This is a genomic window from Acinetobacter ihumii (assembly GCF_900625095.1).
Classification (GTDB): Bacteria; Pseudomonadota; Gammaproteobacteria; order Pseudomonadales; family Moraxellaceae; genus Acinetobacter; species Acinetobacter ihumii.
The window spans coordinates 2,920,748-2,946,079 of the sequence record NZ_LR130760.1 but is presented as its reverse complement, the minus strand read 5'-3'; the positions used below and the strand labels follow the sequence as shown (position 1 = coordinate 2,946,079).

Here is a 25,332-nt window from a genome sequence, read left to right as displayed (position 1 = left end):
TGATCACAATTCATCACATACTCAATTGAAAATAGGCATCAAAACGACAAGCATCGCCTAACCATTGATGATCAGGTGTTTGCTGATTCAAAAAAACAGCATGGCGTGGACGTTTTACAATTACTCGCTGTGCCACTTGTTGAGCTAAAGGCAACAAGGAATCCCCTAAATCCATTTCACCATGCTCGGGCAGTAATAGGTGTAATAATTGCATTTGCTTTTTGACTTGTGCCTGTTTTTTGATGGTATTTTGATGTTGATCACGCTGTGGAAACATTGGATCAAGATAGATCACATTCACTTGCTGATGGTGTTGAATACATGCCTGCAAATAATCACTCGAATCAGAAAAAATCAGTTGAATCCGCTCGACAATTTTACTTAAAAATGGATCTTGTTTTGCCTGATTATGCGCATCCTCTAGCAAAGTAAATAAAATCGGATGACGTTCCAGCAAGGTAACGTGCGCACCCAAATGTGCCATCAGTAAACTATCATGCCCCAAGCCGGCTGTTGCATCAATTAATTGCGGAGCTTCGCCCAATTGACAAGCTCTCGCAATCATTTCCGATTTTAAACTGGCACGTTTTAACCGAGGTACTTCAGCCTTCCAATCTGGCTGCATTTTCATACCATTGGCACATAGCCAAAGACCTTGCTCATCTGCGCACAATGCCAACTCAGGATGTTGCCGAAAAAATCGGGCATTGAGCTGTTCAACTTCACACAAATTAATATCTACGCCGCGCTCAAGCAAAATCTGTTGATAATGCTGCGCGGATTTTAGATCAGAGGCAATGAAAAATAATGGCATTACCATTAACACCCCCTTTTGTTTACCACAGCTTCCAGCCCGTAAAAGCAAACAGTAAAATGAGCAAACCAGAAAAAATTCGATACCATGCAAAAATCATAAAGTCGCGTTTGGCAACATAAGCCACCAATGCACGAATCAATAGCAAGGCTGAAATAAATGAAACCAGTAGACCAACAGCCAACACTGCCCAGTCCTGTTGGGTCTGAAATACATCATGACTTTGATACAAATCTAATAGCCCTGCACCAATAATGACAGGAATCCCCAAAAAGAAAGAAAATTCAGTGGCTGCTTTACGGGATACCCCTAAGAACATGGCCCCGATAATAGTTGCACCTGAACGGGATGTACCTGGAATTAAGGATAAAACCTGTATGAGACCAATCCAGATGGCTTGTTTTAAGCTAATATTTTCAACCTCAACAGCATTCACCTTACGTGGATTTTTCTCAATCCAGATAATGATCAAACCACCAATGATCAAGCCCATGGCAACCGGAATATCATTAAATAAGAGTTCTTTGACGGTTTGACCAAAGGTCAGTCCAACCAAGACGATCGGAATAGAGGCAAGAATGAGACTAATGCCCAAGCGTCGACCTTTTTCCTCACCCGTCACCATGCCAGTGGCTGCCCCCCAAAGACGCGACCAATATTCATAGATCACCGCAGCAATCGCACCCATTTGAATTGCAACTACAAATACAGCACTTTTTTCTGGGGTCCAGAAGTTCATCAACTCAGAAGCTAAGATTAAATGACCGGTGCTTGAAATTGGAAGGAATTCGGTAATACCCTCCACAATTCCCATAATCGCTGCTTTTAATAGCAGTAAAAGATCCATAAAGTGTCCTAATTCGCTTTACCTTGTTCAGCAATTTTTTTCCATGCATTATCACGCAAATAGACGGGTAATGCCTGTTCTGCACTGACCCAACACTCTTGTTGAGCTTCATGTCGAGCAATTAACGCGATATCACGCGCAGATGGACTGATTGCATTGTTTTGTTCAGAAACGCAAGAAGAAATAAGTTTGGCCCCCGAACCCACACAGGAAAACTGAGCATAAGATTGTGCCAACTCATAATTTAACAGGTGTTCTTCGCCTTGAAGTTGCATAATGCCATTTTCATCACAGCTAAAATTCGCCAGATACACTTCCTGCATCCGTGCATCCAAAACCGCAGTCACCTGAGTGAGTTGCAATTGGCGATAAGCTGCTTGCGCCAGTGCTTGTAATGTAGAAACAGGAATCACAGGCAAATCATTTGCCCAAGCCAGTGCTTGAGTCACAGCAGCATTGATACGCACACCACTAAAAGAACCCGGTCCACGACTAAATGCAATAGCGGTTAAATCTGAATAAGTGCTGTGCGCAACCTGCATTGCCTGTTCAATCATTGGCAAAATGGTACGTGTTTGTGCTTTGGATTGGGTATCTAGTTGAAAAAAAAGCTCATTTGATTGATCTATCAAGCAAACTGAACAATGCTCATTCGCCGTTTCCAATGCCAGAACTTTCATGCAACTCCACGCCATAATTTAATTAAAAAACGTTGGCTATCATACTCTACAACGTCTAGTTAGGCGAGATGTTCAGTTTGAAGGATACAAAAAAGCGCGGTTTGCATACTGCGATTTCTTTGAATTATTCAAAGGAAAAAGGCCGCAATTGCTGAAAGCGTTTAAAGTGTTCAGCATAATGTAAAGCACTCAAACGTAATTTAGCAGCCCCTGCTTCATCCAGTGTTTTGACGATTTTCCCCGGTGACCCCATCACCACTGAATTGTCTGGAATCACTTTTCCTTCAGGGATTAAAGCATTTGCACCAATAATACAGTTTTTACCAATTACAGCGTGATTAAGTACCACGGCGTTAATCCCGATTAAACTGTTATCACCAATTGTACAGCCATGTAGCATTGCCTGATGACCAACAGTGACATATTCGCCAATATGAAGTTCAATCCCTGCATCTGTATGCAATACTGCATTTTCCTGAATATTGGTAAAATGTCCTAAACGAATTGGACTATTATCAGCGCGAATGACCGCACCAAACCAGACACTCACCTGCTGCCCGAGTTCAACTTGTCCAATTACGGTCGCATTATCCGCGATCCAGCCATCCCAAGGTTCAATGAGTGCCTTTGGTGAATGTCCTTCAAAACGATACATCATATTCATCACATCCTGTTCAAATTTTAACTTATTCAATTTTATGGATTTAATTTCTTGAGTTTAATTTTTTGGGCTTAAAGTGTGGCGCATTTAAAAGAAATGGCCAATCTTTCTGATAATTTAGACCATAATGGAATAAAGAAATCAGCATACGTGCCGTCAGCCCCCAAATCACCTCATCTTCAACTCTTAAACTTGGAAAATAGAGGGATTGATGCGCATATTTCACTTCATAAGGCGTGGCAGGTGCTTTCAATAATTGCGATAATGAAGCGAAAAAAATACGATCAATTTCTGTCGGCTGGGCAATCAAATCTACTTTAGGAGGAATAAGCCCTACCACGGGTTTGACCAGCATTCCACTACGTGCCTGTTGCATGGGTAAATCACCAATCAATTCGACATCAAAGGGATTTAAAGCTGTTTCTTCTTGCGCTTCCCTTAATGCCACCACAATATTACTGGTATCTCCCGGATCACGCTTGCCTCCAGGAAATGAGACCTCACCTGCATGATTGGATAATTGTGTCGAACGCCGAGTTAATAATACCTTTGGTTCTGGTTCATGCGTGATCGCAATCAGCACGGCAGCTTGTGCAGACGAAGTGCGTTTTGAGAAACGTAATCGTTGCTGCAAAAGTTGTGTGAGATCTTGCGTTACCATGCCCTGTTCTCTTTGTTGTAGTTGTTTTCATCATAGCTGAAAAAGCACGCTGTTCGTATAGAAATGATGCGAAAGTCGAAAATTTCAGTTATGCTGAGTCATCTTTACACCCGATGATGATTATGAGTTTTTGCACTGTTTGCGGACACCAAACTGAAGATAAAATTCCTTTAGGCGATCAGAAAATTCGTCGTGTCTGTCCCCACTGTGGTCATATTCATTATGAAAACCCCAAGCTGATTTGTGGTGCCTTAGCCATTTGGGAAAATAAAGTGTTGCTCTGCCGTCGTGCCATTGAACCGCGTTACGGTCTCTGGACGCTTCCAGCAGGTTATATGGAATTATTTGAAACCATGGAACAAGGTGCAGCACGAGAAACTCGTGAAGAAGCGGAAGCTGAAATTGACATTGAACATTTATATTGCATGTATAACATTCCGCGTATCGGACAAATATATGTTCTATTTAAATCAAAATTAATTGATGGACAGTTCGGTGCAGGCGAAGAAAGTATCGAATGCCGCTTGTTTGAAGAACAAGACATCCCGTGGGGTGAATTGGCATTTCCAAGTGTCGAACAAACTTTAAAACATTATTTTGCTGATCGTAAAAATCAGCATTTCCCTGTACATCTGGAAACTTTAGGTACGCGTTTGGATCATACGGGTTAAGTTTTTTAGGCTGTACCGATTATTGAGTAGCGTATTGAAATACGAAAAGGGCAATCATTTTGATTGCCCTTTTTAGTTACGATATTTTATGGTTTTTGCTTAATGCTATAACAACTTGGTAATTCTATTGCCAAGGTTCCATTCACACGTTTTGCGAGATCAATCTGTTCCTGCGTAGGTGCTGGAGAAATATCCTTAATTCCATTATAAACTTTTTGATAGGCCGCATGAATGTTAATCCAGTTGGCTGTTAAGTTATTAAAATTCGTAATATTCACGCCACGACTGGTACTGTTATCAGTCAGCAAATTATGCAGGTTAATCTTTACCCCACTAGAATTAAGCGTCTGGGAATTTTGTCCTGTACCTTCACCCGCTCTTACAGACAAGTTTTGGTTAAGTCCCAAAATTAAACCATCTAATAAACCAAACTTGGAATTAGCTAAAATCATACGGATGGTAAGAGATTTATCCGTTTCTGCATAATTGCCTGCACCTGTGGTGCCTATACGGAATTGCTGGACACCATTATTATCGATCATACTGTTCGGGTTTACAGTTGCACAGGTGCCTGACATATCATTCGCTGTTGCTTGTGGTTTAATATCTGAACGGATATCACCATTTTCGTCAATCACAATACCCAACTTAACATCTGGAATGGTCTTATCGTCAAATTTGACAATTAAGGTGGCAAACATTGGGAAAACATAGTAGCCCCCTGTTTTCACATTGTGTTGGGTGGTTAAAATTTTCTTATCTAAATAAGTAATTGGATTGGTTTTAGAAATATCAATTGAGCCATCGAACTGCTCTGGACCAAATTGTTGTGACCATTTCCCATAACTTGCACTATCGCCTTCTTTGGCAGCAGTTACCTGTTTATATACGGGTTCAGTACCTGCAATAATATAGCCGTTTAATAAACGTCCTTGCGTTAATCGCAATGCATCTCCACTTTGATCTGCCATTGAGAAAACAAATGGCGCATTGCTTGCTAATTTTTTATTTAATGGGTTAATCCAGTTGGTCTGCGCATCAGCATTCATTTTCTTCGGCGCAATTTTACTGATTAGTGTAAGGCGTTTTAAAGAGTCACCAATGATAGATCCTCCAGCTGTTTTATCATCTGGTTTGCCTCGCCATTGCAAACCATAACCCAAAGTGTGGCCGGTACGGTCTGACAAAAGATACATATTGGCAATAATCTCATTACCCAATAAACTCTTACCATGGAACCCTTCAATATATTGCTGATCAACATTACTATCAGTAGTTAATGGCCATGGTAGGAAATCAGACTGGAAACTTCCTGCATTTTGCATATTCAACATTTTGTTGACAACATCGAATGCACTTTGATCACTGACTATGGATACATCTACCCATGGTTTTAAAATAGCTGCATAAGAACCATCTTTAAAATTACTCACATCAATCGACTGATTAATATTTTTCAAATTACTTTTATAATCTTCATCCAGATCAACAGGTTGTAAGTCTCCGACCGTATTATTTTCATTTGCGACGCCCGCTGCCTGAAAAATTTTAACCAAAGCCATGGCGACTTTAATGGTTTCGTCATCCTGAGTTAAACTGGCTGGTGCCTTACCCACCATCGCGGTTGCAATATCCACCAATGAAATCGGTGCATCGGAAATTTTTAAAGATGTAATTGTTTTTAAATCGACCGCGCCTAATTTAATCTGCTTATCTGTGCCTTGGCCTTTGATCGAGAAAGTAACCGTGTCACCTAACTTACAAGCACCTGAAACAGCATTTGAACTATTCTGAGTAATATAATGATTGGTGGTATCACTGCTACAATCAAAGTTTAGGCCTGCCACTGGATAATCGAACACAAATTCCAAGCAATCACTGGCTGTCGTAGAGCAACTGGTACTCGCAGTAACACCATTACTTCCCGGCGGCTCTACATTAATATTTCCACCCTCTCCACCACATCCACTCAGTGCAGTCATAAGTGCAGTTAAGGTAAAAGGAATAAGTATCTGTTTTTTCATAATACAATCACTTTAATGATTAACGAATCGCCGTTAATTTTATTTGTCCCTGATTTGATAAAGATTTTTCCTGAACATCCAAGGCCGAGGCTAAAGGCGTCAGCAAAATATAGGAGGTTTGATCGGGAAGTCTTATCGTTCCTTCAATTGCAGCATGCTGTAACATGGTGGCAGAATATTCCTGATTTTTGTAGCCACTAACGCCCTCTAAAATACAGCCATTTTTGTCCAGAAAAACCACGAACGGCCAATAAAATGTAGGTTCCTGATCTGTCGTTGCATAAGAGGTCAATTTAAGCTGCTTTAACGGTGCTGAAAGCTTGACTACGTCATAATCAAATGTATCTTTAAGTGGCTTTCTAGGCCAAAGACCAATCTGCTTTTCCACATTGAATAACTTTGCATCTTTCATTTTTTTACCACTAAAACAAGTCGTTTCAAGATTCTCAACCACTTGTTCTTTAGGTAATCGGTAATACGTTGCAGATAATGCCAAAACTTCTTGTTCTTTCTGGGTTTCATTCTTTTTTAAAAGTGATTTAACAAAGGATTTACTTACCCCTTTTTCACGTTGCTCAGGTTGCATACGTACAGCGCCTAAACGAGCATCGACAATCCCTTCTGGCATCATATAAAAGCGTTTCTTTCCTTCAAGATTAAATTCTTTATCTTCTAAATATTCACTATCCACATATTTTTCACCATTCAGCTCCACAATATGCTGATCTGCATCGACTGACTCTGGTGCACGACTCGGTTGATCTGTTTTAAGCTGATTCGAGGTTTGAACAGCGGAAACCTGCTTGGGGGCAACTTTTACTGCTTGTTTTAATGCTTGCGAAACAGCAGGAGTGGTATTTTCAGAAGAGCGCTGTTGAATTGCTTCTGTTTCTTGAATGGTTTGTTTGCTCTGAGCCGTTTCAGACTCTATTTGAATGGTTTGCTTTTCTATGGATTGTGTAATGACCGGACTTGAAGCTTTTTTGGAGTCTAAATTGCTAGATGCTATTTCAGATTGATCTGGTTCAGATTTGCTTTTTTGATCGGCTCCGTTAGGCTGATTAATCACTTTAGATGGCGACTTTTGACTTTTAAGTGAGTTGGGTAAAGTGTTTGAATCCTTCGCCGGAGTTGTAGGCTGAGGCAATGAGTGCGAAGGTTGCGCTTGCTTAACCGCAACAGGATCACGCGGGATCACCAAAGGACGACCATCTGGGCCAATAATCGTAAAAAAATCCGCAGCATATCCCAGTGATACTGTTCCACATGTCACAAGTATCATTGAGATATAATGAATTGGTCGACCACTTTTAAACATAATTACCATCTTGTTCTATAGTTAATCCCCAAAATAGTCACTTGGGTATTGGTTCTCACATTTAATCCCGCATAAGGATTTAAAATTAAATTATCTACTCCACATGCATTAGATAAGCTACTTGAACATGCAGGAATATTATCGCGACTACGCAAGAAGGCCAAGGTTAAATCAATGTCTGTATCTGCATCAAAGCGGTAACCCAAGCCCATACCAAACAGCTGTGCATTGTTAATCGGAATCAGAGTATTACGTTTATCATTTGGTGTGGCTGACGTACGTGGTTCATAACCAGCGCGCAACTTCAGACGATCGGTCGCAGAATATTCCACACCAATCCCCCAACTCCAAGGCGAAGTAAATTTTAATGGCACAGATAAAGTCGTATCTGTCACACCCTGTGAAAGTAATTTTGCAATTTTAAGTGCTGAAACTTGTCGATCAAATTCAAACCTAAACTCATCCCACTGTTTATAATCGGTCCAACCTACATCAAAGTTAATTTGTAAGTCAGGCAAAACTTTATATTTAATCCCTGCTTGAAAATGTGCAGGATATTTAAGATCCATTGACACTAAACCAGATTCACTTGCTGGAATGTAAGATGGAAAACCTAAAATCGCTGCAAAAATCTGACCCGTTGCAGACGAATTTAAGGCACGAATAAGTTCTCTTGGTGCATTGGCATTATCAATATAATATTTGCCTTTCATTCTTGTCTTACTTTCACTCTGGTAAACCATACCAAATGCGAAATCATCCGATGGTTCCCACATTAAACCCAAGTTATAACTCGGGGCTAATGATTGCTCCATCGTTGCTTTAAGTTGACCAAACTTAGCAAATGGATTAAGCCCTTCATTGGCATTACACAAGCCTAAAAGTAAAAGGTCTGTAATAATATCTGAGTTGTCACGAAATGGGGAACACACCACTTCATCGACCATACGAAGTACACCAATCAGCTCGTTTGGAAAACGTAAATCCGTTTTTAACGAAATTGCCTGATAAGACATACCCAGCGATGCACCCAGTGAAAGTTCATCATTCACCTGAAAAGCAAAGGAAGGTGATAAATAAGTAATACGCTCAAAGGCAACCTGTTGTCCCATGAAATTTCCGGGATTGCCATTTTCAGAGCCATAACCCACAATCAAAGGAGCATAAATAGCAGTTGCATAGGTGACTTTAGAACCCGGTGGTTTATAAGCGATACCTGCTGTAGGAGCAGCAATTGGAACGCCCTCCCCCAAATCAACCATTTTTTTAAAAATAGGCACATAAATACTGGCGTATTCTACGTCAGCATTCACTGTTCCTTTAAAATCAGTACATAAACTCGATGGATTTTCTGGTGCGTCATTACAGACCAGTGGATCATCAGAGTAACCAAATACGTTATATCCAGCTGGTGCAGAAAGGTCGCGCTGTACATTAAAGTTAGCGACAATCCCCTGTACATCGGTCTGCAAGCCTTCAATTTTAGCCAAACCCGCAGGGTTGAAGTGAATAGCACTAATCCCCGGTGGATCAGCCGTGACTGCGTTCCCCAAAGATAATGAGCGAATATCAACAGATAAGTTTTGTCCAAGCTGCGCAAACGCCACGCTTGAAAAGCCCGTTAAAAAAATTGCAGCAGCTAACGGGCGTAGTCTCAGGTATATCATACCGATGACTCCCGTTAGTTACGAATTTTTTTAGCAAAACCCACAATATCCAGTGGGAAAGATAGACCGAGTGATATATCTGGTGCATCTTCAGTTAAACCGATTCCCAATGTACCGTTGACAATCGTATCTGGCGAAACTCGAACACCCAAAGCAATAGAGAAAGTGGCACTGGTTTGGTCTGCGGGCTTATAAGTCTCGCCAGTATTATACGTAAATTCGCTTTCTGTATTAAAGCTTTGCTGATAAGACATCGTCAACGAAACATCGTAGTTAAACGAATAAGCAAAACCAAATGCAAACCCGCCACTAATTCCCGGATCAAACTCATCAATAATTCGGTTACCACGAATTTGATTGATTCCAGATTCTTTAAAACCATAGTTCGCAGAAACTGAAGCAAACAAAACCACTGGATCAATATATTTACGAGTACTTGCACCAATACCTGCTGAATAATATCCCTTACCTGTAGAGAGATCTTTATTTGGATTAATTTCGTAAGGGCTGTCGCCTGTTTTAGTTGACACGTTACCAAACAGAATTAAAGGTAAACGTCCTGCTTTTAATGGAAATGGTTCCCAACGTGCGCCAAAAGAAATATCACCTAAACCCGCTGTGGTGGTATCTTTTAAATTATCTGATTTAGCTACAAAAGGTAAAGAGGTTGATAAGGTCAAGTTATCACGTAGACCATATTGTAAGGTGAAGGTGTTGGTCAATGTATGCGTTGCATCTTCATCGACACGCAATTGTGCAACACTACCATCCTGAATAGCGAGATTGAGCTGACTATCACGATAATACGTATAATCAATATCATAATAGGTCGAGATCTCCCCTCTTTTAATTAAAGAGTATTGACGCTCATTTGATGTAAAAACTTCTTGTAGGTTGCTTTCCTGAGTCGCATCACCTTCTTGTTTCTGCAAAGCTTCAGCAGCACTGTTTGGTTGTGCTGGCGTTACTTGATCTGGTGCAACAGGCGCAGGTTCAATTGCTGGTGGATCCTCAGGCTGTACTGCGGTTGCATTTGGATCAGGTTGTGTAAATGCCGTTGCAGAAGCTGAGTCTTCAGGCACGTCCTGTGCTTTGACATCAGCGGCATACACTCCACCCACCATAAAGATTTGAATACTGACTGCAAGTAGCGTTTTATTCATCCATTGAGCTCTCATCATCTAATTCCTAACACTTATTTTTTTTCTGGCTATTTACGCTTGTAATATAAGCGCATAAAAGTATTTACATTTTCACCATAAGTACCAGAATCTTTATTTAAATCTGGTGCTCTGCGTACTGTAGAAGCTTTATCTGCAATGCGCTCCATATAGAAAGTTGGATACTGAATGTCGACCAATGCATATTTATTCACAGTTGCATCTTCGACATGGCGCATATCTGCATCTTGCAAAGCCAAGAGAGACTGGCGCTGTGCTTCAGGCACATTAATCAAAAATAAGGTATTGTTTTCCCAAATTTCTTTAAATCGCTCCTGATCGAAACTGATATTCCCCAAGGCAGGATCCGCAACGTATACACGTCCATTTTTATAGGCTTTATACACGACGAAGTGTTTAAAGCCAGCATAGGAAATGGGAACAATCGCTGGTTGACCTTGTTTAATCAAGTCAGAAAACTCGCCACGATACCCGCCACTTTCTAGCCCTAAAGCAGTCACAAAGCGTTTCATGTCCAATAAAGAAAAGCTTCGACGTTCTACAATACGGTTGTATTCCCCGAAACGTAATAGACCATTCATGGTTTGTTGTTCGGTTAGGCGTGTTCCAACATAACCATTTAAAAGGGTAGTTAAAGCAGCTGAACCACAACTATAGTCATAAGCCTGACGGACAATTCCACGAAATTGATCCTCTACCGCAGGTTTAATATTCACCTGCTCACGATGATAACGTGTAAAAGAAGGTTGTCTTGAGTCCAAAACTTCCGTGTAGTTGACTGTACCCGGCGGCTTTTCCTTAATATCAAAGGCTTGAGTCGCAAAGTAATAAATCAGTGCAGACCCCAATGTAATCTCTAACATAATCTGAATTTTCTACTTTTGGCATCTGATGCCCTTACGTTGCTATTATTTTTAGAGTAAGCACTCTACGTTCCTTGTCTGTTGAAGATACCTTTTTTTATATAAAAATACAGCTTTTTTTTTATTTTTTTGACGGAATGCGTCTTTTTTTGTAACTTATGTAAATAAAAAACGCGCATGAATGCGCGTTTTTTATTTATGGAGTAATCTAAATTAGATTAGTGACCAGAAATCGTAATTTGAGAACCTGCATTACCAGCACCGTAGTAAGTTTTCAAACCACTAATTTCTACATCACCAATTGATTTAGTAGAGTCAAAAGCTACACCAGAAATTGTACCAGTCTGATTACCCAAATGGATACCTTTAATATAGATATCATTACCAGATGAATCATTTGAAGTAATTTGAAGTCCTGTTGGAAGCACTTTTACAGATGCATTTATAGCTAAATCACCATTCGCATTGCCAGTTGATGCCACCTTGATACTATCCAATAAGATATCACCAGTACCAGAACCATCATGAATAGATAGATTAGAGAGTTCTAAACCACCTTGCATAGTCGTATTTAAGTTAACCATCGCACCTTGTGGAGCAGCACCCAATTGAATATTCGCGTCCATTACACCAGTAGTTAATGTAAGACCATTCAAAATTTTATTATAACTTGTACCACTAGTACCAGCTACACCACGAACAACACTACCAGTTGTATAGGTATTACTTTTATCCACCCCAATCTCACCAATTTTGATGGTCAATCCAGATACTTTAGCCGCTACGTTCAAAAAAGCACCATTTGCGCCAGCATCAGTATCAATAACTAAATCAGCTAAATTATGAGAAGGTAAAAGTGATGTCATATTCGGTGTAATTTCAACGCCGTGAGCAACTGTACCCACTGTACCATCACCATTTGCCTTAATTACAATAGCACCAGCTGTACTTGTACCGCCTTTAGTTGTATCAGTATAACCATCGTTATCATGAATAGCTAATTGATCAATTGTGACTTTAGAAATACCAATACCGATATTTAAACCATCTTGACCTGTAGTAGCACTTAGCGCAGCATCATCCATTGACTGCATTGCCATTGCATTTGCACTGATCGCAATTGATGAAACCAAAGCAAGTTTAGTAAACATTTTCATTCCGTACTCTCCCAAGAGCATTTATTTTTTTTGGTTTTCACTACTCTATGTCTCTACGGTTTTTCGAATTTCCCCAGCAGAAACGTCCTATCCTTGAGTAGCTGAATTTGCCTCTCTAAATTACCGCTCTGTTAATTTTTGTTCAACTCCTGTTCGTCAAAATTTGCAAACTACCCGATAAACGGTTCATGATTTTATGTCTGTTGCTGTTCTGTAGTAAAATAACTTCCTTAAATCTGTTTTAGTTGTCAGGCAAATTTCTGTGATATTTTTTTCCAAGTTAAATCAAAACGTTAAAGACCCATCACAACTTCTTATAAAACTAAAACAGTTATTTGGTATGGTTTATTTAAATGATCAAAGTCATCCTGTCATTGCTTTTCTTCCCTGTTATTATTTAATTAATCAAAATAATCAATTTAAATATTTTAAATTAAACTCACAAAAAAAATATGAAATGATTGAAGGATTGGATATTGACAATTTTCTTGAGTTTAATTCCTGCTACACAGTTCATAGTGACTTAACCCATACTGAATTTACCGGAGGTTATATCGGTTTTGTCTCCTATGATTATGCAACCCAACAATTTGTAGAAAGTTCAGTACATCCTCAACCTGCTTTTTATTTTGGTCACTATGATAGTTTTATAAAACTTCAAGATGATGGCTGGTATTTCTATAGTCATGCTGCTGATGCCGAACAACAATGGAACGCGCTTGAACAGGTGTTGTCGCAATCATCAACAAATCAGCTTCTGAGCCTAGATCAACCATTAAAACCTCGCTGGTCAAAATCAGAATATGATCATGCCTTTCAAAATATTCAGAATTATATTTTAGCTGGTGATTGTTATCAGATTAATCTCACTCAAGAATTTAAAGCACCTTGTGAGGGGATGTTACTTAGTCGCGCTGAACAATTATGGCATTTAACCAATGCGCCTTATGCAGGTTATTTAAAACTGGATAGTTTTGAATTACTTAGTTGTTCTCCTGAGTTATTTATTGAATTTAATTCACATCAAAAAATAATCACCCGTCCAATTAAAGGCACAATGCCACGTTTTGAGGATGCCAATTTAGATGCAGCTTCTAAACAAAAATTAAAAAGCTCAAAAAAAGATCAAGCTGAAAATGTGATGATTGTCGATTTATTACGTAATGATTTAAGTATTTATGCTGAAACTGGTTCAGTTAAAACTACAAAACTATTTGAAATTGAAAGCTTTAATCAGGTTCATCATATGGTGAGCGAAATTGAAGCCCAGTTGAAACCAGAGATTAATCCCTTACAAGTTTTAATGTCTGCCTTACCGGGTGGCTCTATTACGGGTGCACCCAAAATTCGTGCCATGCAAATTATTGAAGAACTTGAGGGTGCAGCGCGTGGCGCATATTGTGGTTCTCTTGGCTATTTTAATTATGATGGAACAGGTCGCTGGAATATTCTGATTCGAACTATTCAAAAATATCAAGATGAATTATCAGTTTGGGCTGGTGGAGGTATTACGATCGCTTCAGATTGTGATGCAGAATATCAGGAATGTTTTGATAAAGTTTCTGCCATGCTGGATTTACTCAATACATGGCAGAAACAGAAATAATCACAAGCGGATAATTATGTCATTATATTTTTTAGTGTATCAACCAGACGTTGATTTTGTTGATCTGTCCCAATCGTAATTCGCAAATATTGATCAATACGCGGTTTATTAAAGTAACGCACGATTACACCTTGTTCACGTAATTGTGCAGCTAATTCAGCCGCCTCACGGGTAGGATGTGTTGCAAATATAAAATTGGCTTTAGATGGCAACACCTGAAAACCAATGCATTGCAATTGTTCCACCAGGGCTTCACGACTTTGAATCACCTTTTGACATTGCGCTTCAAAATAAACTTGATCTTGAAAAGAGGCCACCGCAGCAGCTAAGGCAAAACGATCAATCGGATATGAATTAAAACTATTTTTTACAGCCTCTAACGCTGCAATCAAATGCGCTTGCGCAATCGCAAAGCCTACACGTAATCCAGCAAGTGAACGCGATTTAGAAGTCGTTTGACACACCACTAAATTGTCATATTCATTTACAAGATTCACAGCAGATTCAGCCCCAAAATCGACGTAGGCTTCGTCAATCACCACAACGCGATCAGGATTCGCTTGAAGCAATGCCTCAATTTGAACACGTGTTAGTGCGATTCCCGTCGGGGCATTTGGATTGGCGATAATAATGCCACCATTGGCTTGTTTATAGTCTTCTACCACAATTTCAAAATGATCATTCAGTGGAATCTGTTTGGTTTGTATATTGAAAAACTGACTATAAACAGGATAAAAACTATAGCTAATATCTGGATAAAGAACAGCTTCACTTTGGATAAAAAATGCCTTAAAAATATGTGCCAGCACTTCATCTGAACCATTACCGACAAAAACTTGATCTACAGTGACAGATTGCTGTGTCGCAATCGCCTGTTTTAGCTGAGTCGCTTCTGGGTCTGGATATAAACGTAAAGCATCTGCTTGCTGGTTCAATACCGCTTGCACAGCCTCAACCACTTTCGGAGAAGGTGGATACGGATTTTCATTGGTATTCAGTTTGAGCAAATTCTGGATTTTAGGTTGTTCACCCGGCGTATACGGCTCTAATTCACGAACCTCTGGACTCCAGAAACGCTTTTGTTCTGATGTAATATTTGACATTGTCTTTTCTCTTATACAATTGCCTAAACTCTTCTATAGAGCGCGATGATTGAATCGCACTCTATAAATTTAACCCAAGAGAATTTAGGCAAAAGTTTTTCTCATTAGATGATCATTGGTAGCGATAACGGGCAGAACGTGCATGAGCATCCAGATTTTCCTGTTGCGCCAATATATCTGCTGTTTTGGCTAATGTTTTAACGCCTTGTTGCGAGCACATAATTAAACTGGAACGCTTTTGAAAGTCATAAACGCCTAGCGGTGATGAGAACCGTGCTGTACCAGAGGTCGGCAAGACGTGATTTGGTCCCGCACAGTAATCTCCAATGGCTTCTGGTGTATAGCGTCCTATAAAGATTGCACCTGCATGACGAATGTCTTGACTCATCGCTTCAGCATCATCCAGAGAAAGTTCTAAATGCTCAGGTGCAACTTGATTAATCAGTTCAATCGCTTCGGCTCGATCTTTGACCAAGACCAATGCGCCACGATTGGCAATTGAAGTTCGTGCAATCTCAGCCTTAGGTAACGCCGCAAGATGCTCTTCTATAGCTTGCGCAACATCATTCAAAAGCTGCTCATCTGGGGTAATGAAAATCGCTTGGGCAACTGTATCGTGTTCAGCTTGGGACAAAACATCCATCGCCAACCATTTGGGATTATTTTGACCTTCTGCATAGACCAAAATCTCAGATGGTCCTGCAATCATATCAATCCCGACTTGACCAAACACCGCGCGTTTGGCTGCGGCAACAAAACGATTCCCCGGCCCAGTAATTTTATCTACCGCAGGAATAGTTTCGGTTCCATAAGCCAATGCTGCAACGGCCTGTGCACCACCAATGGTAAAAATACGATTTACACCAGCTAAATATGCCGCAGCTAACACCAATAGATTGAGTTCACCATTTGGCGCTGGAACCACCATAATAATTTCAGGCACGCCAGCCACATGTGCAGGAATTGCATTCATCAACACTGAAGATGGATATGATGCCAAACCGCCGGGCACATAAATACCGACTCGATCTAACGGTGTAACTTTCTGACCTAATGTATTTCCCAAAGCATCCACATAGATCCAGCCTTCCTGCTTTTGTACCTCATGAAAGCTACGAATACGCTCTGCTGCCAATTCAAGTGCTTCACGAATCTCTGAACTTAAAGCCTCAAACGCGGTTTTAAGTTGTGCCTGAGTCAGCTCTAGATCTGAAAATTGATGCGCTGGATGTCGATCAAACTGTTGAGTGAGCTTAAGAACATGTTCATCACCATACTGACGTACATCAGCAATGATTTGGTCTACTGTTTTTAAAAGTTCAGGATCATTCACAGTTTCAAACGCCAACAAATCTGCAAAGACTTGTTTGAAGTTTTGATCTTGAGTCGATAAACGTCGCATCAATTTACCTACAAGGTTTTGAGTTGAAAGAAAAACTTAGTTTACTCTTTTTCCAGTGCTTTGTGGGCAAGTTCTATGCTTATTCTGATCCGGTATCAGTGGAAATTATGAATAACAGCATAGGAAAAATAGAATCTTATTTCCTACCGTCATCAATATTTAAATCCGAAAAAGAAAAACCGCTGTGGATAAACAGCGGTTTTAAGTATCGAGCAGTTTTTATTGACGTTCGCTAACCGCTTGCTCGACCTGTGCGAGGATAGGGTCAAGTAATGCTTGTTTACGTTTAAAGCTGGCTTTATTCACAATTAAACGTGAAGAAACTTTCATGATTTCATCCAATGGCTCTAAACCATTGGCACGTAAAGTATTTCCAGTATCGACCACATCCACAATATAATCACCCAGCCCAACCAAAGGCGCAAGTTCCATCGAGCCATAAAGCTTAATGACATCAACCTGCTCGCCCAAACTGGCATAATATTGTCGAGTCAAATTAACGTATTTAGTCGCAATTTTCAAACGACCTTGCGGACGTTGCATGCCAACCTTACCCGCTGTCATCAGTTTACAATTCGCGATTTTTAGGTCCAGCAACTCATAAACGTGTTGAGCTCCATGTTCCATCAGGACATCTTTACCTGCTACACCAATATCAGCAGCTCCATTTTCAACATAGGTCGGCACATCCGAAGCACGTAAAATTAAAATACGAACTTGTTTATGCGTCGTCGGAAAAATTAACTTACGTGATTTTTCAGGATCCTCAAGCAAATTAATGCCTGCTTTTTCCAGTAAAGGCAGTGTTTCTTTTAAAATACGACCCTTACTTAGTGCCAATGTTAAACCATGATCAAAATTTCCCATCACATTAAAGTTTGGATCATCGTTTCTCATATCATTCATTAACTGACTCGCTTAATTTGAGCGCCTAAATCTTGCAATTTCTGTTCAACATTTTCATAACCGCGATCAATATGATAAATACGATCAATTAAAGTATCGCCTTGGGCAACCAATGCCGCCAATACCAAAGAAAATGAAGCACGTAAATCTGTTGCCATTACAGGAGCCGCCTGTAAAGTTTCAACGCCTGTCACCACTGCATCGTTACCTTCAACCTGAATATTGGCCCCCATACGTGCCAATTCAGGGACATGCATAAAACGATTTTCGAAAATCGTTTCTGAAATCGTTGCAAACCCTCGACCAATCACATTGACAGCCATGAGCTGTGCCTGCATATCGGTTGGAAAATCTGGATGAGGCAAGGTTCTAAAACTCACTGCTTTAGGACGTTTACCCTGCATATCTAATTCAATCCAGTCTTCACCACGAGTGACTTCTGCTCCCATTTCTTCGAACTTGTCTAAAACAGATTCCAGCAAACTTGGGTCAGTATGCGTGGTTTTGACACGCCCGCCTGTAATCGCGGCAGCAGCAAGATATGAACCCGTTTCGATACGATCGGCAACCACCGCATATTCGCAACCATGCAGACTTTCAACACCTGTAATCACTAAGGTATCTGTATCAATGCCATCAATTTTGGCACCCATTTTGACCAGCATATTGGCTAAATCGGTAATCTCAGGTTCACGCGCAGCATTACGAAGTGTGGTCACACCTTCTGCTAACACTGCTGCCATCAAAATATTTTCAGTTCCACCCACTGTGACCATATCAAAGGTAATATCCGCACCTTTTAAACGTCCATCGACTGTCGCATGTACATATCCGTTTTCAACTTCAATATGCGCACCCAACGCTTCTAAGGCTTTTAAATGCTGATCTACTGGACGCGAACCAATTGCACAACCACCTGGCAAAGACACTTGAGCATTGCCATAACGTGCCAATAATGGTCCTAAAACCAAAATTGATGCACGCATGGTTTTGACCAATTCATAAGGTGCAAATTGATTGGATAACGTTGAAGTATCTGCTTGAACTGTATCACCCTCATAAGACATTGTAATGCCTAAACCAGCAATCAGCTTCACCAATGTATTTACATCTTTTAAATTGGGAACATTGGTCAATGTAATGGGAGAGTCGGCCAAAATCATCGCCGCCAATAAAGGCAAGGCTGCATTTTTCGCACCAGAAATCCGCACTTCACCCTCGAGCTTAACACCGCCCGTAATTAAAAATTTATCCATTAATTATTATGCTCCGAAAAGGCTTGCTTTGCGCCATTCGTCTTTGGTCATTGCCCGAATTGTGACCGCATGTACTGCGCCACTTGCGATATAAGTATTTAAAGGGCCATAAACTGCTTGTTGACGTGCAACACTGCGTTTACCTTCAAACTGATCATCTACAATACGAAGGTCAAATTTTCCAGCCTGACCAGAGACAGCCACTTCCGCATTGGGGAAAGCTTCTTGTAAAATTTGGGTGAGCTGTTCACTATTCATTGCTAGACCTCATATACAAGCTTAAGCGTAAAATGCGTTAGTTTACTATAAATCATTCCGATAATTCAGTAGATGATCGTATTTTATCAATAAAAAAAGAGACCAAGTTTTGGTCTCTTTTTTAAAGAAAAAAATTATATATCGACTAGAACCTGTTGATGGTGACATTGTATTTTTCGATGTTTCTGTAATTGTCTTTTTAATTTTTCACTTAGTTTTTTGATCGACATATACATATCGTCAGCTGAAGCCTGAGCAAAAAGTTCCACACCCGGCAATCGCACAATCGCTTCTGCGATATGATTTGCACTTCCTTTGTGCGTTCTTTTATCAATTTGATGATCTTTGGAAAGTTTAACTTGCAAACTATTGACTTGATCCAGATGCTTAGTCATCTGATCAAATTTTGTCTTGATTGTTTGTTCTATTGCAGGGGTAATCGCTAAATGATGTCCACGAATTGTTATTTGCATAATTCTATCCCTCACCTTCTTTAGGATATAAAGTCATAGCCAATACGATCCAATGACAAAAACAGAATTCTGCATCACAATCACTAAATCATTTCGACTATTCCTTTGGTGAAAAAAAAGATTCATTATTTTGCAACAATGAACCCTTAGAATAGTCACACTTTAAAAACTAGATCAAGACTTTTCGTTCAGAAGACGAAGGAATATGTAACGATTCGCGATATTTTGCGACTGTCCGACGTGCTACATCAATGCCCTCATCCTTCAATAAAACCGCAATTGCATTATCAGACAAAGGTTTACGTGGATTCTCAGCAGAAATCATCTTTTTAATTCGTGCGCGAATTGCAGTTGAAGAACATTCACCGCCAGAAGTAGTGCCAACATGACTAGAAAAAAAGTATTTGAGTTCGAATAAGCCACGCGGTGTTAGTATATATTTATTGGTCGTCACTCGAGAAACCGTCGATTCATGCAATTCAACTTCTTCAGCGACATCACGCAACACTAAAGGCTTCATTCCTTCAGCACCAATTTCAAAAAAAGCGCGTTGATGTTCCACAATACAGGTCGCCACTTTTAACAGTGTCTTATGACGCTCATCAATGCTCTTGATAAAATTTTTGGCTTCCAGCATTTGATTACGCAAATAAAGATTTTCATCACTCTGATCAGCTCGGCGAATCATATTGGAATAAAAAGAATTGACTCGCAATTTTGGAATCACATCTGGATTCAACTGAACTTGCCAACTATTATCCTTTTTACTCACGACAACATCTGGAATTTGATAATCTGATTCCTGACTTTCAAACTCTGCGCCTGGGTAGGGCTTTAAGGTTTTTAATAGACAGATCGCAGCTTTTAACTGACTCATATTTAAACCAGAAAGTTTTAATAACTTGTTTAAATCATTGGCAATTAAAAGCTCATAATATTGCAATAAACTAAGAGCTTCCTGACGAAATGGAATACTTGCATCCATCATTTCCAATTGAATTTTAAGACACTGCGCAAGGTTGGTTGAACCGACTCCGACTGGATCTAAACGTTGGATATATTTTAAGACAACGAGAACTTCATCAATTTCAATTTCTTCATGATAGTCAGCTTCTTCAAGCAAATGTTCGACTGCAAATAAAACTTCTTCAATCTCAGCATCTAAAAAACCTTTATCATCCAGACAATCAACAATGCAATACGCAATTAATTTATCTACCATTGAAAAATGCAGTAAATTCACCTGCTCTAAAATATGCTCTTTTAATGTATTTTGAACTTGGCGGTTATCTTCACGCTCTTCAAACTCAGGCGATGCTAAAGCTGTTGATTGATGCGTGTAAATATCATCCCAATCCGTATCTACAGGCAAATCATTAGGCAAATGATCCGCATTCAGATCCTGTGTCAAATCATTGGTATCTTTTGACTCTAAACTCGATAGACTTTCGATAATGCCTTCTTCTTCTACTTTTTCGAGCAATGGGTTACTATCTAATTGTATCTGTATTTCCTGTTCCAACTCCAAGCTAGAGAGTTGCAATAAACGGATCGCTTGTTGTAATTGAGGGGTAAGCGATAAAGAATTCGCGACTTTCAATCCAACAGATAACTTCATAAATTGATATCCCAACTTCGTTACAAAGCAAAAAATGTGCCCATAACTTATTTATAGCATATATTTTAACGATATCCTACATAAACACTATGCTCTATTAACGAAAGCCCTGACTCAAGCATTCAAGCTTGATTGGTAGATTAACCATCCATACCAAGACTTATTCTATTTCTATTTTTCTTATCACAAAAAAAAAGCACCCCAACATTTGAGTTGAGGTGCTTAGTATTTAAAAGCTGGCGATGACTTACTCTCACATGGCCAATGCCACACTACCATCAGCGCGAAGAGGTTTCACTTCTGAGTTCGGGAAGGGATCAGGTGGTTCACTCTTGCTATTGTCGCCAGCAAACTTTTTTACTCTTCCAACGTCTCAATCAAATCTCAGTGTAAAACCACTAATACCCAATCAACACACTGTTTTTCAACAAGTTTTTATCTAGCTCGCCGCCGATAGGTGCGCATTCTACAGCATCCTCACATCAACGCAATATCTTTTTTTAATATTGTTAGTCCGAGTGTCTATTTTTCATTCTTTTTATCTTTTTTTAACATTTTTTACCCAGATTTGTTTTAATAGCAGTTATGATCTAGTCATTCAAATAGAACCATCTTTATATAGAATGGTATAAAATCTTGCCGCAACAGGCGTTTAAGGATTCTTATGCATTACTCAAAACTTGTATTTATTGGACTCCTATCTACAGGCATGTCTTTTCATGTTTTTGCTCAAGAGAGTGAAAATGTTGCGACGACTAACGCCGAAGAAGGTGCTGCCTCTCTATCTGAATCTGACACACCTGAAAATAAGGCTCGATTTCAGAAATTAAAAGAATTAAAAGATGATCTTAAAAATGTAAAAGCCAGTGATTTTAAGGTCAATGCGAATGCAGCACAGCCGGATGAAGTTAAGGATCCGTTGCAACCTTTAAACCGTCAGTTTTATGCGTTTAATGATGCTTTGGATCGAACCATTGTACGTCCTATTGCTGTGCAATATACGAAAAAAACGCCAGAGCAAGTTCGTGGTTCTTATCGTTTATTTAGAAAAAATCTGGGTGAGCCATGGAATGCAGTGAATCAGTTAATTCAAGGTCGTCCATCTCGAGCTGCCAAAACCTTTGGTCGTTTTACCATTAATACCTTAACAACTTTAGGATTGGCTGATCCTGCACGTCGTTTGGGTTTACCGACTGAAGAGGAAAATTTCGGTGTAACTCTCGGTTATTATGGCGTACCATCGGGACCTTTCCTGATGTTGCCTTTCTTTGGTCCAAGTACTGTTCGTGACGGCTTCGGTTTAGTGGTTGACAGTCAGGCTCGACCTCAGAAATATGTAATGGATGATCAAAAAGGTTTATATTGGTCTACCAATATGCTGCAAGCCATTGATACTCGTGCTCAAGTGTTGGATATCGAGCAAATTTTACAAGGCGATAAATATGCTGTGATTCGAGACTTGTATTTGCAGCGCAAGAGTTTTCAAATTGCTGAGAAAAAAGGCAACTCAACTGAACAAATCCAGTTCATTGATGATGATTTAGATGATGCTGACGACTCCAACACTCAAAATTAAATATTTGGTTGCATCATAGTTTTTAATAAAGTTGCTAGAAGCCGAGTTTTTCTAGCAATCTTTTGATTTCTATAGTACATCTATTATAGTAAATATGATTATTGATAAGGTTACATCTAATCGTCTATGTATTTTATTCAGCCGACACGTTCAGTCCCTCATTTAGCTAAAGCCGTTGATGAGCTACCGAGTCTACAAGTCATTCACATAGATGATCTGGAACTATATGACCCTACTATCATTGCCATTGCGGATGTTCAGGATTTTTTAGAGCACCAGTGGTCTTTGCCAACGGTGGTGATCGCACGTGAAGATGAAGGTGCAGCACTGGCTCAAGCTTGGCAACTTGGTGCACTTGCAGGCTGGATTTGGGGAAATTTGCCGCAAAATCCCGCTGAAGCTTTATCAAAGATTGATGCACAATATAAACGTAATCAGGATAGCCGAGATTTACCTGCGGCAGCTGAATTACAAAAGAAATTATTACCCAATACGCTGGATTTACTCGATTATAAAATTGAAACTTTTTTCCAGCCCTCAGCTTATTTATCAGGTGACTGGTATGATTACTGGAAACTTAACGATAAAGAAGTTCTATTTTATTTAGCTGATGTTTCTGGTCATGGTGTGACCAGTAGTTTACTCACTTCATGGATGGCAGCCTTTCATGGACGATCTAAAACCCCACGTGAGTTGATTAAAAAACTCAATGGCATGTTATTGCAGGAAAATATTGAAAAACACATTACCATGGTGGCAGGTATTTTAAATTTGCAAACCCATCAGATTCGCTGGTCAAGTGCAGGGCATTATCCGCCACCCATTATTTTTGAACCCAATCAACCACCTAAAATTTTAAATACCAGTAGTTTTCCACTCGGTTTAACCGATGATCTGGAGATTCAAGAGTATGAGTGCACTCTAAATCGACAGACTCGGTTTATTATTTGTTCAGATGGCGCACTCGAACCGTTCGATGGCGGATTGAACGAACAATTTTCTCAATTGGTCAATCATTTGCAAAAACAATCCTTTAAAGCACCTGAACATGTCGCAGATGACATTGCTATTTTAAGTCTGTGTCGACTGAATTAACTGAATAATCAATCATATAGATTTCAATTATTCCCTATAAGACTGTTGGATACTTGAGTATCTATGCGCCCTATGTGATAATTTTGCTATCCTTCTCTGAAAATGGCATTTATATGTCAACAGGTCATGTTGAATATGCAAGTTTAAATGGAACGCATATTTTCAAACTTATTGGTGAAGTACGCGCCCAGTCTTGCATAAGTCTAGACAAACTTTTAAATCGAATTGAACAGCAGCAAAATGTGGTTGGTGCAATTGTCGATTTAACTGAAACCACTTTTATTGATAGTACTGTTCTTGGAATATTGGCCAAGCTAGGTTTAAAACTCAAGCAAGTCCATCATATTCAGGCAGTGATGCTATCAACTAATCCTGATATTACAACTCTGGCCAACAGCATGGGGCTAGGGCAGGTTTTCGTCATCCTGAATTATTGTAAAGAGCCACAAGTGTGTACGCATGAATTATGTGAAGAAGAAATTACACATAATGCGATGCTCAAAACAGTACTTGAAGCACATAGAACCCTGATGCAACTCAACGAAAATAATCAGAATATGTTTGAGCCACTGGTTAAACAATTACAAAAAGAACAAGATACACTGGATCAAGTATCTTCTAAGCAAAACGCTTAGCTCCCTCAGTTTTTCAGGATAAATTCTGCATATGACTTTACTCTCTGTTGCGCAAATGAATTCTCAAAATGACATTGAAGATAATTTTCGTGTCATTGAATCATTGATTCAGCAGAGTAAGGCTCAACAGGCAGAGCTGATTGTGTTTCCTGAAAACTTTGTCTGCTTTGCTGCGGGTAAACAACGTGAAACCGCAGCACGGTTTGAAGAGATCCAACAACGTTTAGAACGGCTGGCGCAGCAATACAATATCTGGATCATTGCAGGCACACTGCCCTGTCCATTCCGTCCTGATGGTTCTGTCATTCAGGATGGTCGTGTCCGTACGGTCAGTTTATGTATCAGCCCAGAAAAAACTGAAGCACGTTATGACAAAATTCATTTGTTTGATGTGCAAGTGGGTGATGCTGTCGGCGGTTATCAGGAATCTCAATTTTTTGAACCAGGTGATCAGGTTGTCGTTGCTCAAACACCTTTTGGCAATATCGGACTCATGGTTTGTTATGATCTTCGTTTTCCTGAGCTGGCACTCAATTTGCGGGCACAAGGCGCAAGAATCTTAACCGCACCTGCCGCTTTTACTTATACGACGGGTCAAATGCATTGGCAACTTTTATTACAAGCACGTGCAATGGACAGCCAATGTGATGTCCTTGGTGCAGCACAACAAGGCTGGCATGGGGAAAAACGTCAGACTTGGGGTCATACTGGAGCCACCAATAGTCGGGGTCAGCTCTTAGACATGATTGATGGTGAAGGTGCTGGTCTGATTACAGTTGAGTTTGATTCCAAAGAACAGGATCACATTCGTGAGTCGATGCCACTGATGCAGCATCGACGTTTAATCAGTTTTTAAGTCG

Annotated in this window: 24 protein-coding genes and 1 rRNA gene; 6 read left to right on the top strand and 19 right to left on the bottom strand. The window is 39.8% G+C overall.

The features are described from left to right. Positions 1-13: 13 nt before the first annotated feature. The 5 genes from E0D95_RS13855 to E0D95_RS13835 all read right to left on the bottom strand — a co-directional run bounded on the left by E0D95_RS13855 (position 14) and on the right by E0D95_RS13835 (position 3,663). Complete coding sequence (locus tag E0D95_RS13855) at positions 14-820, bottom strand: class I SAM-dependent methyltransferase (protein ID WP_171478546.1); 807 nt, start codon at positions 818-820, stop codon at positions 14-16. A gap of 16 nt (positions 821-836) precedes the next feature. Beyond that, positions 837-1,661 (bottom strand): undecaprenyl-diphosphate phosphatase, encoded by an 825-nt coding sequence (locus tag E0D95_RS13850; RefSeq protein WP_130804562.1) that lies wholly within the window; start codon positions 1,659-1,661, stop codon positions 837-839. Positions 1,662-1,669: 8 nt separating this feature from the next. Continuing rightward, a complete protein-coding gene (tsaB, locus tag E0D95_RS13845; RefSeq protein ID WP_130804560.1) occupies positions 1,670-2,341 on the bottom strand; it encodes a tRNA (adenosine(37)-N6)-threonylcarbamoyltransferase complex dimerization subunit type 1 TsaB in 672 nt (223 codons plus the stop codon). A gap of 124 nt (positions 2,342-2,465) precedes the next feature. Continuing rightward, a complete protein-coding gene (locus tag E0D95_RS13840; RefSeq protein WP_165443266.1) occupies positions 2,466-2,996 on the bottom strand; it encodes a gamma carbonic anhydrase family protein in 531 nt (176 codons plus the stop codon). A gap of 49 nt (positions 2,997-3,045) precedes the next feature. Further along, positions 3,046-3,663, bottom strand: a complete 618-nt coding sequence (locus tag E0D95_RS13835; RefSeq protein WP_130804558.1) for a CoA pyrophosphatase — start codon at positions 3,661-3,663, stop codon at positions 3,046-3,048. 122 nt (positions 3,664-3,785) lie between these two features. Between E0D95_RS13835 and E0D95_RS13830 the strand changes: the two genes are divergently transcribed. Next, positions 3,786-4,334 carry an NUDIX hydrolase gene (locus E0D95_RS13830; RefSeq protein WP_130804556.1) on the top strand — a complete coding sequence of 183 codons (549 nt, stop codon included), beginning with the start codon at positions 3,786-3,788 and terminating at the stop codon, positions 4,332-4,334. 86 nt (positions 4,335-4,420) lie between these two features. Here E0D95_RS13830 and filF read toward each other — a convergent pair whose 3' ends face one another. The 6 genes from filF to filA form a co-directional block, all read right to left on the bottom strand. Next, entirely contained in the window at positions 4,421-6,358 is a 1,938-nt protein-coding gene (gene filF, locus E0D95_RS13825) for a putative pilus system protein FilF (protein WP_130804554.1), read from the bottom strand. A 19-nt stretch (positions 6,359-6,377) separates the two neighbouring features. Beyond that, complete coding sequence (gene filE, locus E0D95_RS13820) at positions 6,378-7,640, bottom strand: putative pilus assembly protein FilE (RefSeq protein WP_250645233.1); 1,263 nt, start codon at positions 7,638-7,640, stop codon at positions 6,378-6,380. 38 nt (positions 7,641-7,678) lie between these two features. Then, a complete protein-coding gene (gene filD, locus E0D95_RS13815) occupies positions 7,679-9,343 on the bottom strand; it encodes a putative pilus system OmpP1/FadL family transporter FilD (protein WP_130804550.1) in 1,665 nt (554 codons plus the stop codon). Between the two features lie 14 nt (positions 9,344-9,357). Continuing rightward, on the bottom strand, positions 9,358-10,524 hold the full coding sequence (filC, locus tag E0D95_RS13810) for a putative pilus system protein FilC (protein WP_130804548.1): 1,167 nt from the start codon (positions 10,522-10,524) through the stop codon (positions 9,358-9,360). Between the two features lie 29 nt (positions 10,525-10,553). Further along, a complete protein-coding gene (gene filB / locus E0D95_RS13805; RefSeq protein WP_130804546.1) occupies positions 10,554-11,387 on the bottom strand; it encodes a putative pilus system C39 family peptidase FilB in 834 nt (277 codons plus the stop codon). 218 nt (positions 11,388-11,605) lie between these two features. Next, positions 11,606-12,544 carry a putative pilus system protein FilA gene (gene filA, locus E0D95_RS13800; RefSeq protein WP_130804544.1) on the bottom strand — a complete coding sequence of 313 codons (939 nt, stop codon included), beginning with the start codon at positions 12,542-12,544 and terminating at the stop codon, positions 11,606-11,608. 340 nt (positions 12,545-12,884) lie between these two features. Between filA and E0D95_RS13795 the strand changes: the two genes are divergently transcribed. Further along, complete coding sequence (locus E0D95_RS13795; protein ID WP_165443243.1) at positions 12,885-14,150, top strand: anthranilate synthase component I family protein; 1,266 nt, start codon at positions 12,885-12,887, stop codon at positions 14,148-14,150. Between the two features lie 14 nt (positions 14,151-14,164). Here the strand turns inward: E0D95_RS13795 and hisC are convergent, their stop codons facing one another. The 8 genes from hisC to rrf form a co-directional block, all read right to left on the bottom strand. After that, the gene (hisC, locus tag E0D95_RS13790; protein WP_130804540.1) at positions 14,165-15,253 is read right to left on the bottom strand and encodes a histidinol-phosphate transaminase; all 1,089 of its coding nucleotides are present in this window, start codon (positions 15,251-15,253) and stop codon (positions 14,165-14,167) included. A 112-nt stretch (positions 15,254-15,365) separates the two neighbouring features. Beyond that, positions 15,366-16,655: a histidinol dehydrogenase gene (hisD, locus tag E0D95_RS13785; RefSeq protein WP_130804538.1), complete on the bottom strand. Its 1,290-nt coding sequence runs from the start codon at positions 16,653-16,655 to the stop codon at positions 15,366-15,368. A 219-nt stretch (positions 16,656-16,874) separates the two neighbouring features. After that, on the bottom strand, positions 16,875-17,561 hold the full coding sequence (gene hisG / locus E0D95_RS13780; protein ID WP_130804536.1) for an ATP phosphoribosyltransferase: 687 nt from the start codon (positions 17,559-17,561) through the stop codon (positions 16,875-16,877). Further along, positions 17,561-18,817, bottom strand: coding sequence for a UDP-N-acetylglucosamine 1-carboxyvinyltransferase (gene murA, locus E0D95_RS13775; protein ID WP_130804534.1), 1,257 nt, complete (start codon positions 18,815-18,817; stop codon positions 17,561-17,563). The genes hisG and murA overlap by 1 nt, the downstream gene beginning before the upstream one ends. 6 nt (positions 18,818-18,823) lie before the next feature. Beyond that, positions 18,824-19,075 (bottom strand): BolA family iron metabolism protein IbaG, encoded by a 252-nt coding sequence (ibaG, locus tag E0D95_RS13770; RefSeq protein WP_130804532.1) that lies wholly within the window; start codon positions 19,073-19,075, stop codon positions 18,824-18,826. Positions 19,076-19,209: 134 nt separating this feature from the next. Further along, positions 19,210-19,548, bottom strand: a complete 339-nt coding sequence (hpf, locus tag E0D95_RS13765; RefSeq protein ID WP_130804530.1) for a ribosome hibernation-promoting factor, HPF/YfiA family — start codon at positions 19,546-19,548, stop codon at positions 19,210-19,212. Positions 19,549-19,717: 169 nt separating this feature from the next. Continuing rightward, on the bottom strand, positions 19,718-21,166 hold the full coding sequence (locus E0D95_RS13760) for an RNA polymerase factor sigma-54 (RefSeq protein WP_130804528.1): 1,449 nt from the start codon (positions 21,164-21,166) through the stop codon (positions 19,718-19,720). 234 nt (positions 21,167-21,400) lie between these two features. Continuing rightward, a 5S ribosomal RNA gene (gene rrf, locus E0D95_RS13755) occupies positions 21,401-21,515 on the bottom strand. Between the two features lie 315 nt (positions 21,516-21,830). On the opposite strand from rrf, the gene E0D95_RS13750 reads away from it, so the two are divergent. The 4 genes from E0D95_RS13750 (at position 21,831) to E0D95_RS13735 (ending at position 25,328) form a co-directional block, all read left to right on the top strand. Further along, positions 21,831-22,742: an MlaA family lipoprotein gene (locus E0D95_RS13750; RefSeq protein ID WP_130804526.1), complete on the top strand. Its 912-nt coding sequence runs from the start codon at positions 21,831-21,833 to the stop codon at positions 22,740-22,742. 126 nt (positions 22,743-22,868) lie between these two features. Beyond that, positions 22,869-23,837 (top strand): RsbU family protein phosphatase GigA, encoded by a 969-nt coding sequence (gigA, locus tag E0D95_RS13745; RefSeq protein WP_130804524.1) that lies wholly within the window; start codon positions 22,869-22,871, stop codon positions 23,835-23,837. Between the two features lie 113 nt (positions 23,838-23,950). Then, positions 23,951-24,472: an anti-anti-sigma factor GigB gene (gene gigB, locus E0D95_RS13740; RefSeq protein WP_130804522.1), complete on the top strand. Its 522-nt coding sequence runs from the start codon at positions 23,951-23,953 to the stop codon at positions 24,470-24,472. Positions 24,473-24,503: 31 nt separating this feature from the next. Continuing rightward, entirely contained in the window at positions 24,504-25,328 is an 825-nt protein-coding gene (locus E0D95_RS13735; protein ID WP_130804520.1) for a carbon-nitrogen hydrolase family protein, read from the top strand. Positions 25,329-25,332 lie beyond the last annotated feature (4 nt).

Excerpts from the sequence above, each read along its gene's own strand:
- E0D95_RS13750 (WP_130804526.1), top strand. The coding sequence starts at position 21,831 with ATGCATTACTCAAAACTTGTATTTATTGGACTCCTATCTACAGGCATG.
- E0D95_RS13795 (WP_165443243.1), top strand. The coding sequence starts at position 12,885 with ATGGTTTATTTAAATGATCAAAGTCATCCTGTCATTGCTTTTCTTCCC.
- hisC (WP_130804540.1), bottom strand. The coding sequence starts at position 15,253 with ATGTCAAATATTACATCAGAACAAAAGCGTTTCTGGAGTCCAGAGGTT.
- murA (WP_130804534.1), bottom strand. The coding sequence starts at position 18,817 with ATGGATAAATTTTTAATTACGGGCGGTGTTAAGCTCGAGGGTGAAGTG.
- hisD (WP_130804538.1), bottom strand. The coding sequence starts at position 16,655 with ATGCGACGTTTATCGACTCAAGATCAAAACTTCAAACAAGTCTTTGCA.
- filD (WP_130804550.1), bottom strand. The coding sequence starts at position 9,343 with ATGATATACCTGAGACTACGCCCGTTAGCTGCTGCAATTTTTTTAACG.
- E0D95_RS13760 (WP_130804528.1), bottom strand. The coding sequence starts at position 21,166 with ATGAAGTTATCTGTTGGATTGAAAGTCGCGAATTCTTTATCGCTTACC.
- gigA (WP_130804524.1), top strand. The coding sequence starts at position 22,869 with ATGTATTTTATTCAGCCGACACGTTCAGTCCCTCATTTAGCTAAAGCC.
- E0D95_RS13735 (WP_130804520.1), top strand. The coding sequence starts at position 24,504 with ATGACTTTACTCTCTGTTGCGCAAATGAATTCTCAAAATGACATTGAA.
- filF (WP_130804554.1), bottom strand. The coding sequence starts at position 6,358 with ATGAAAAAACAGATACTTATTCCTTTTACCTTAACTGCACTTATGACT.
- filA (WP_130804544.1), bottom strand. The coding sequence starts at position 12,544 with ATGAAAATGTTTACTAAACTTGCTTTGGTTTCATCAATTGCGATCAGT.
- filE (WP_250645233.1), bottom strand. The coding sequence starts at position 7,640 with ATGATACTTGTGACATGTGGAACAGTATCACTGGGATATGCTGCGGAT.
- ibaG (WP_130804532.1), bottom strand. The coding sequence starts at position 19,075 with ATGAATAGTGAACAGCTCACCCAAATTTTACAAGAAGCTTTCCCCAAT.
- filC (WP_130804548.1), bottom strand. The coding sequence starts at position 10,524 with ATGATGAGAGCTCAATGGATGAATAAAACGCTACTTGCAGTCAGTATT.
- gigB (WP_130804522.1), top strand. The coding sequence starts at position 23,951 with ATGTCAACAGGTCATGTTGAATATGCAAGTTTAAATGGAACGCATATT.
- filB (WP_130804546.1), bottom strand. The coding sequence starts at position 11,387 with ATGTTAGAGATTACATTGGGGTCTGCACTGATTTATTACTTTGCGACT.
- E0D95_RS13830 (WP_130804556.1), top strand. The coding sequence starts at position 3,786 with ATGAGTTTTTGCACTGTTTGCGGACACCAAACTGAAGATAAAATTCCT.
- hisG (WP_130804536.1), bottom strand. The coding sequence starts at position 17,561 with ATGAATGATATGAGAAACGATGATCCAAACTTTAATGTGATGGGAAAT.
- hpf (WP_130804530.1), bottom strand. The coding sequence starts at position 19,548 with ATGCAAATAACAATTCGTGGACATCATTTAGCGATTACCCCTGCAATA.
- E0D95_RS13855 (WP_171478546.1), bottom strand. The coding sequence starts at position 820 with ATGGTAATGCCATTATTTTTCATTGCCTCTGATCTAAAATCCGCGCAG.
- tsaB (WP_130804560.1), bottom strand. The coding sequence starts at position 2,341 with ATGAAAGTTCTGGCATTGGAAACGGCGAATGAGCATTGTTCAGTTTGC.
- E0D95_RS13840 (WP_165443266.1), bottom strand. The coding sequence starts at position 2,996 with ATGTATCGTTTTGAAGGACATTCACCAAAGGCACTCATTGAACCTTGG.
- E0D95_RS13835 (WP_130804558.1), bottom strand. The coding sequence starts at position 3,663 with ATGGTAACGCAAGATCTCACACAACTTTTGCAGCAACGATTACGTTTC.
- E0D95_RS13850 (WP_130804562.1), bottom strand. The coding sequence starts at position 1,661 with ATGGATCTTTTACTGCTATTAAAAGCAGCGATTATGGGAATTGTGGAG.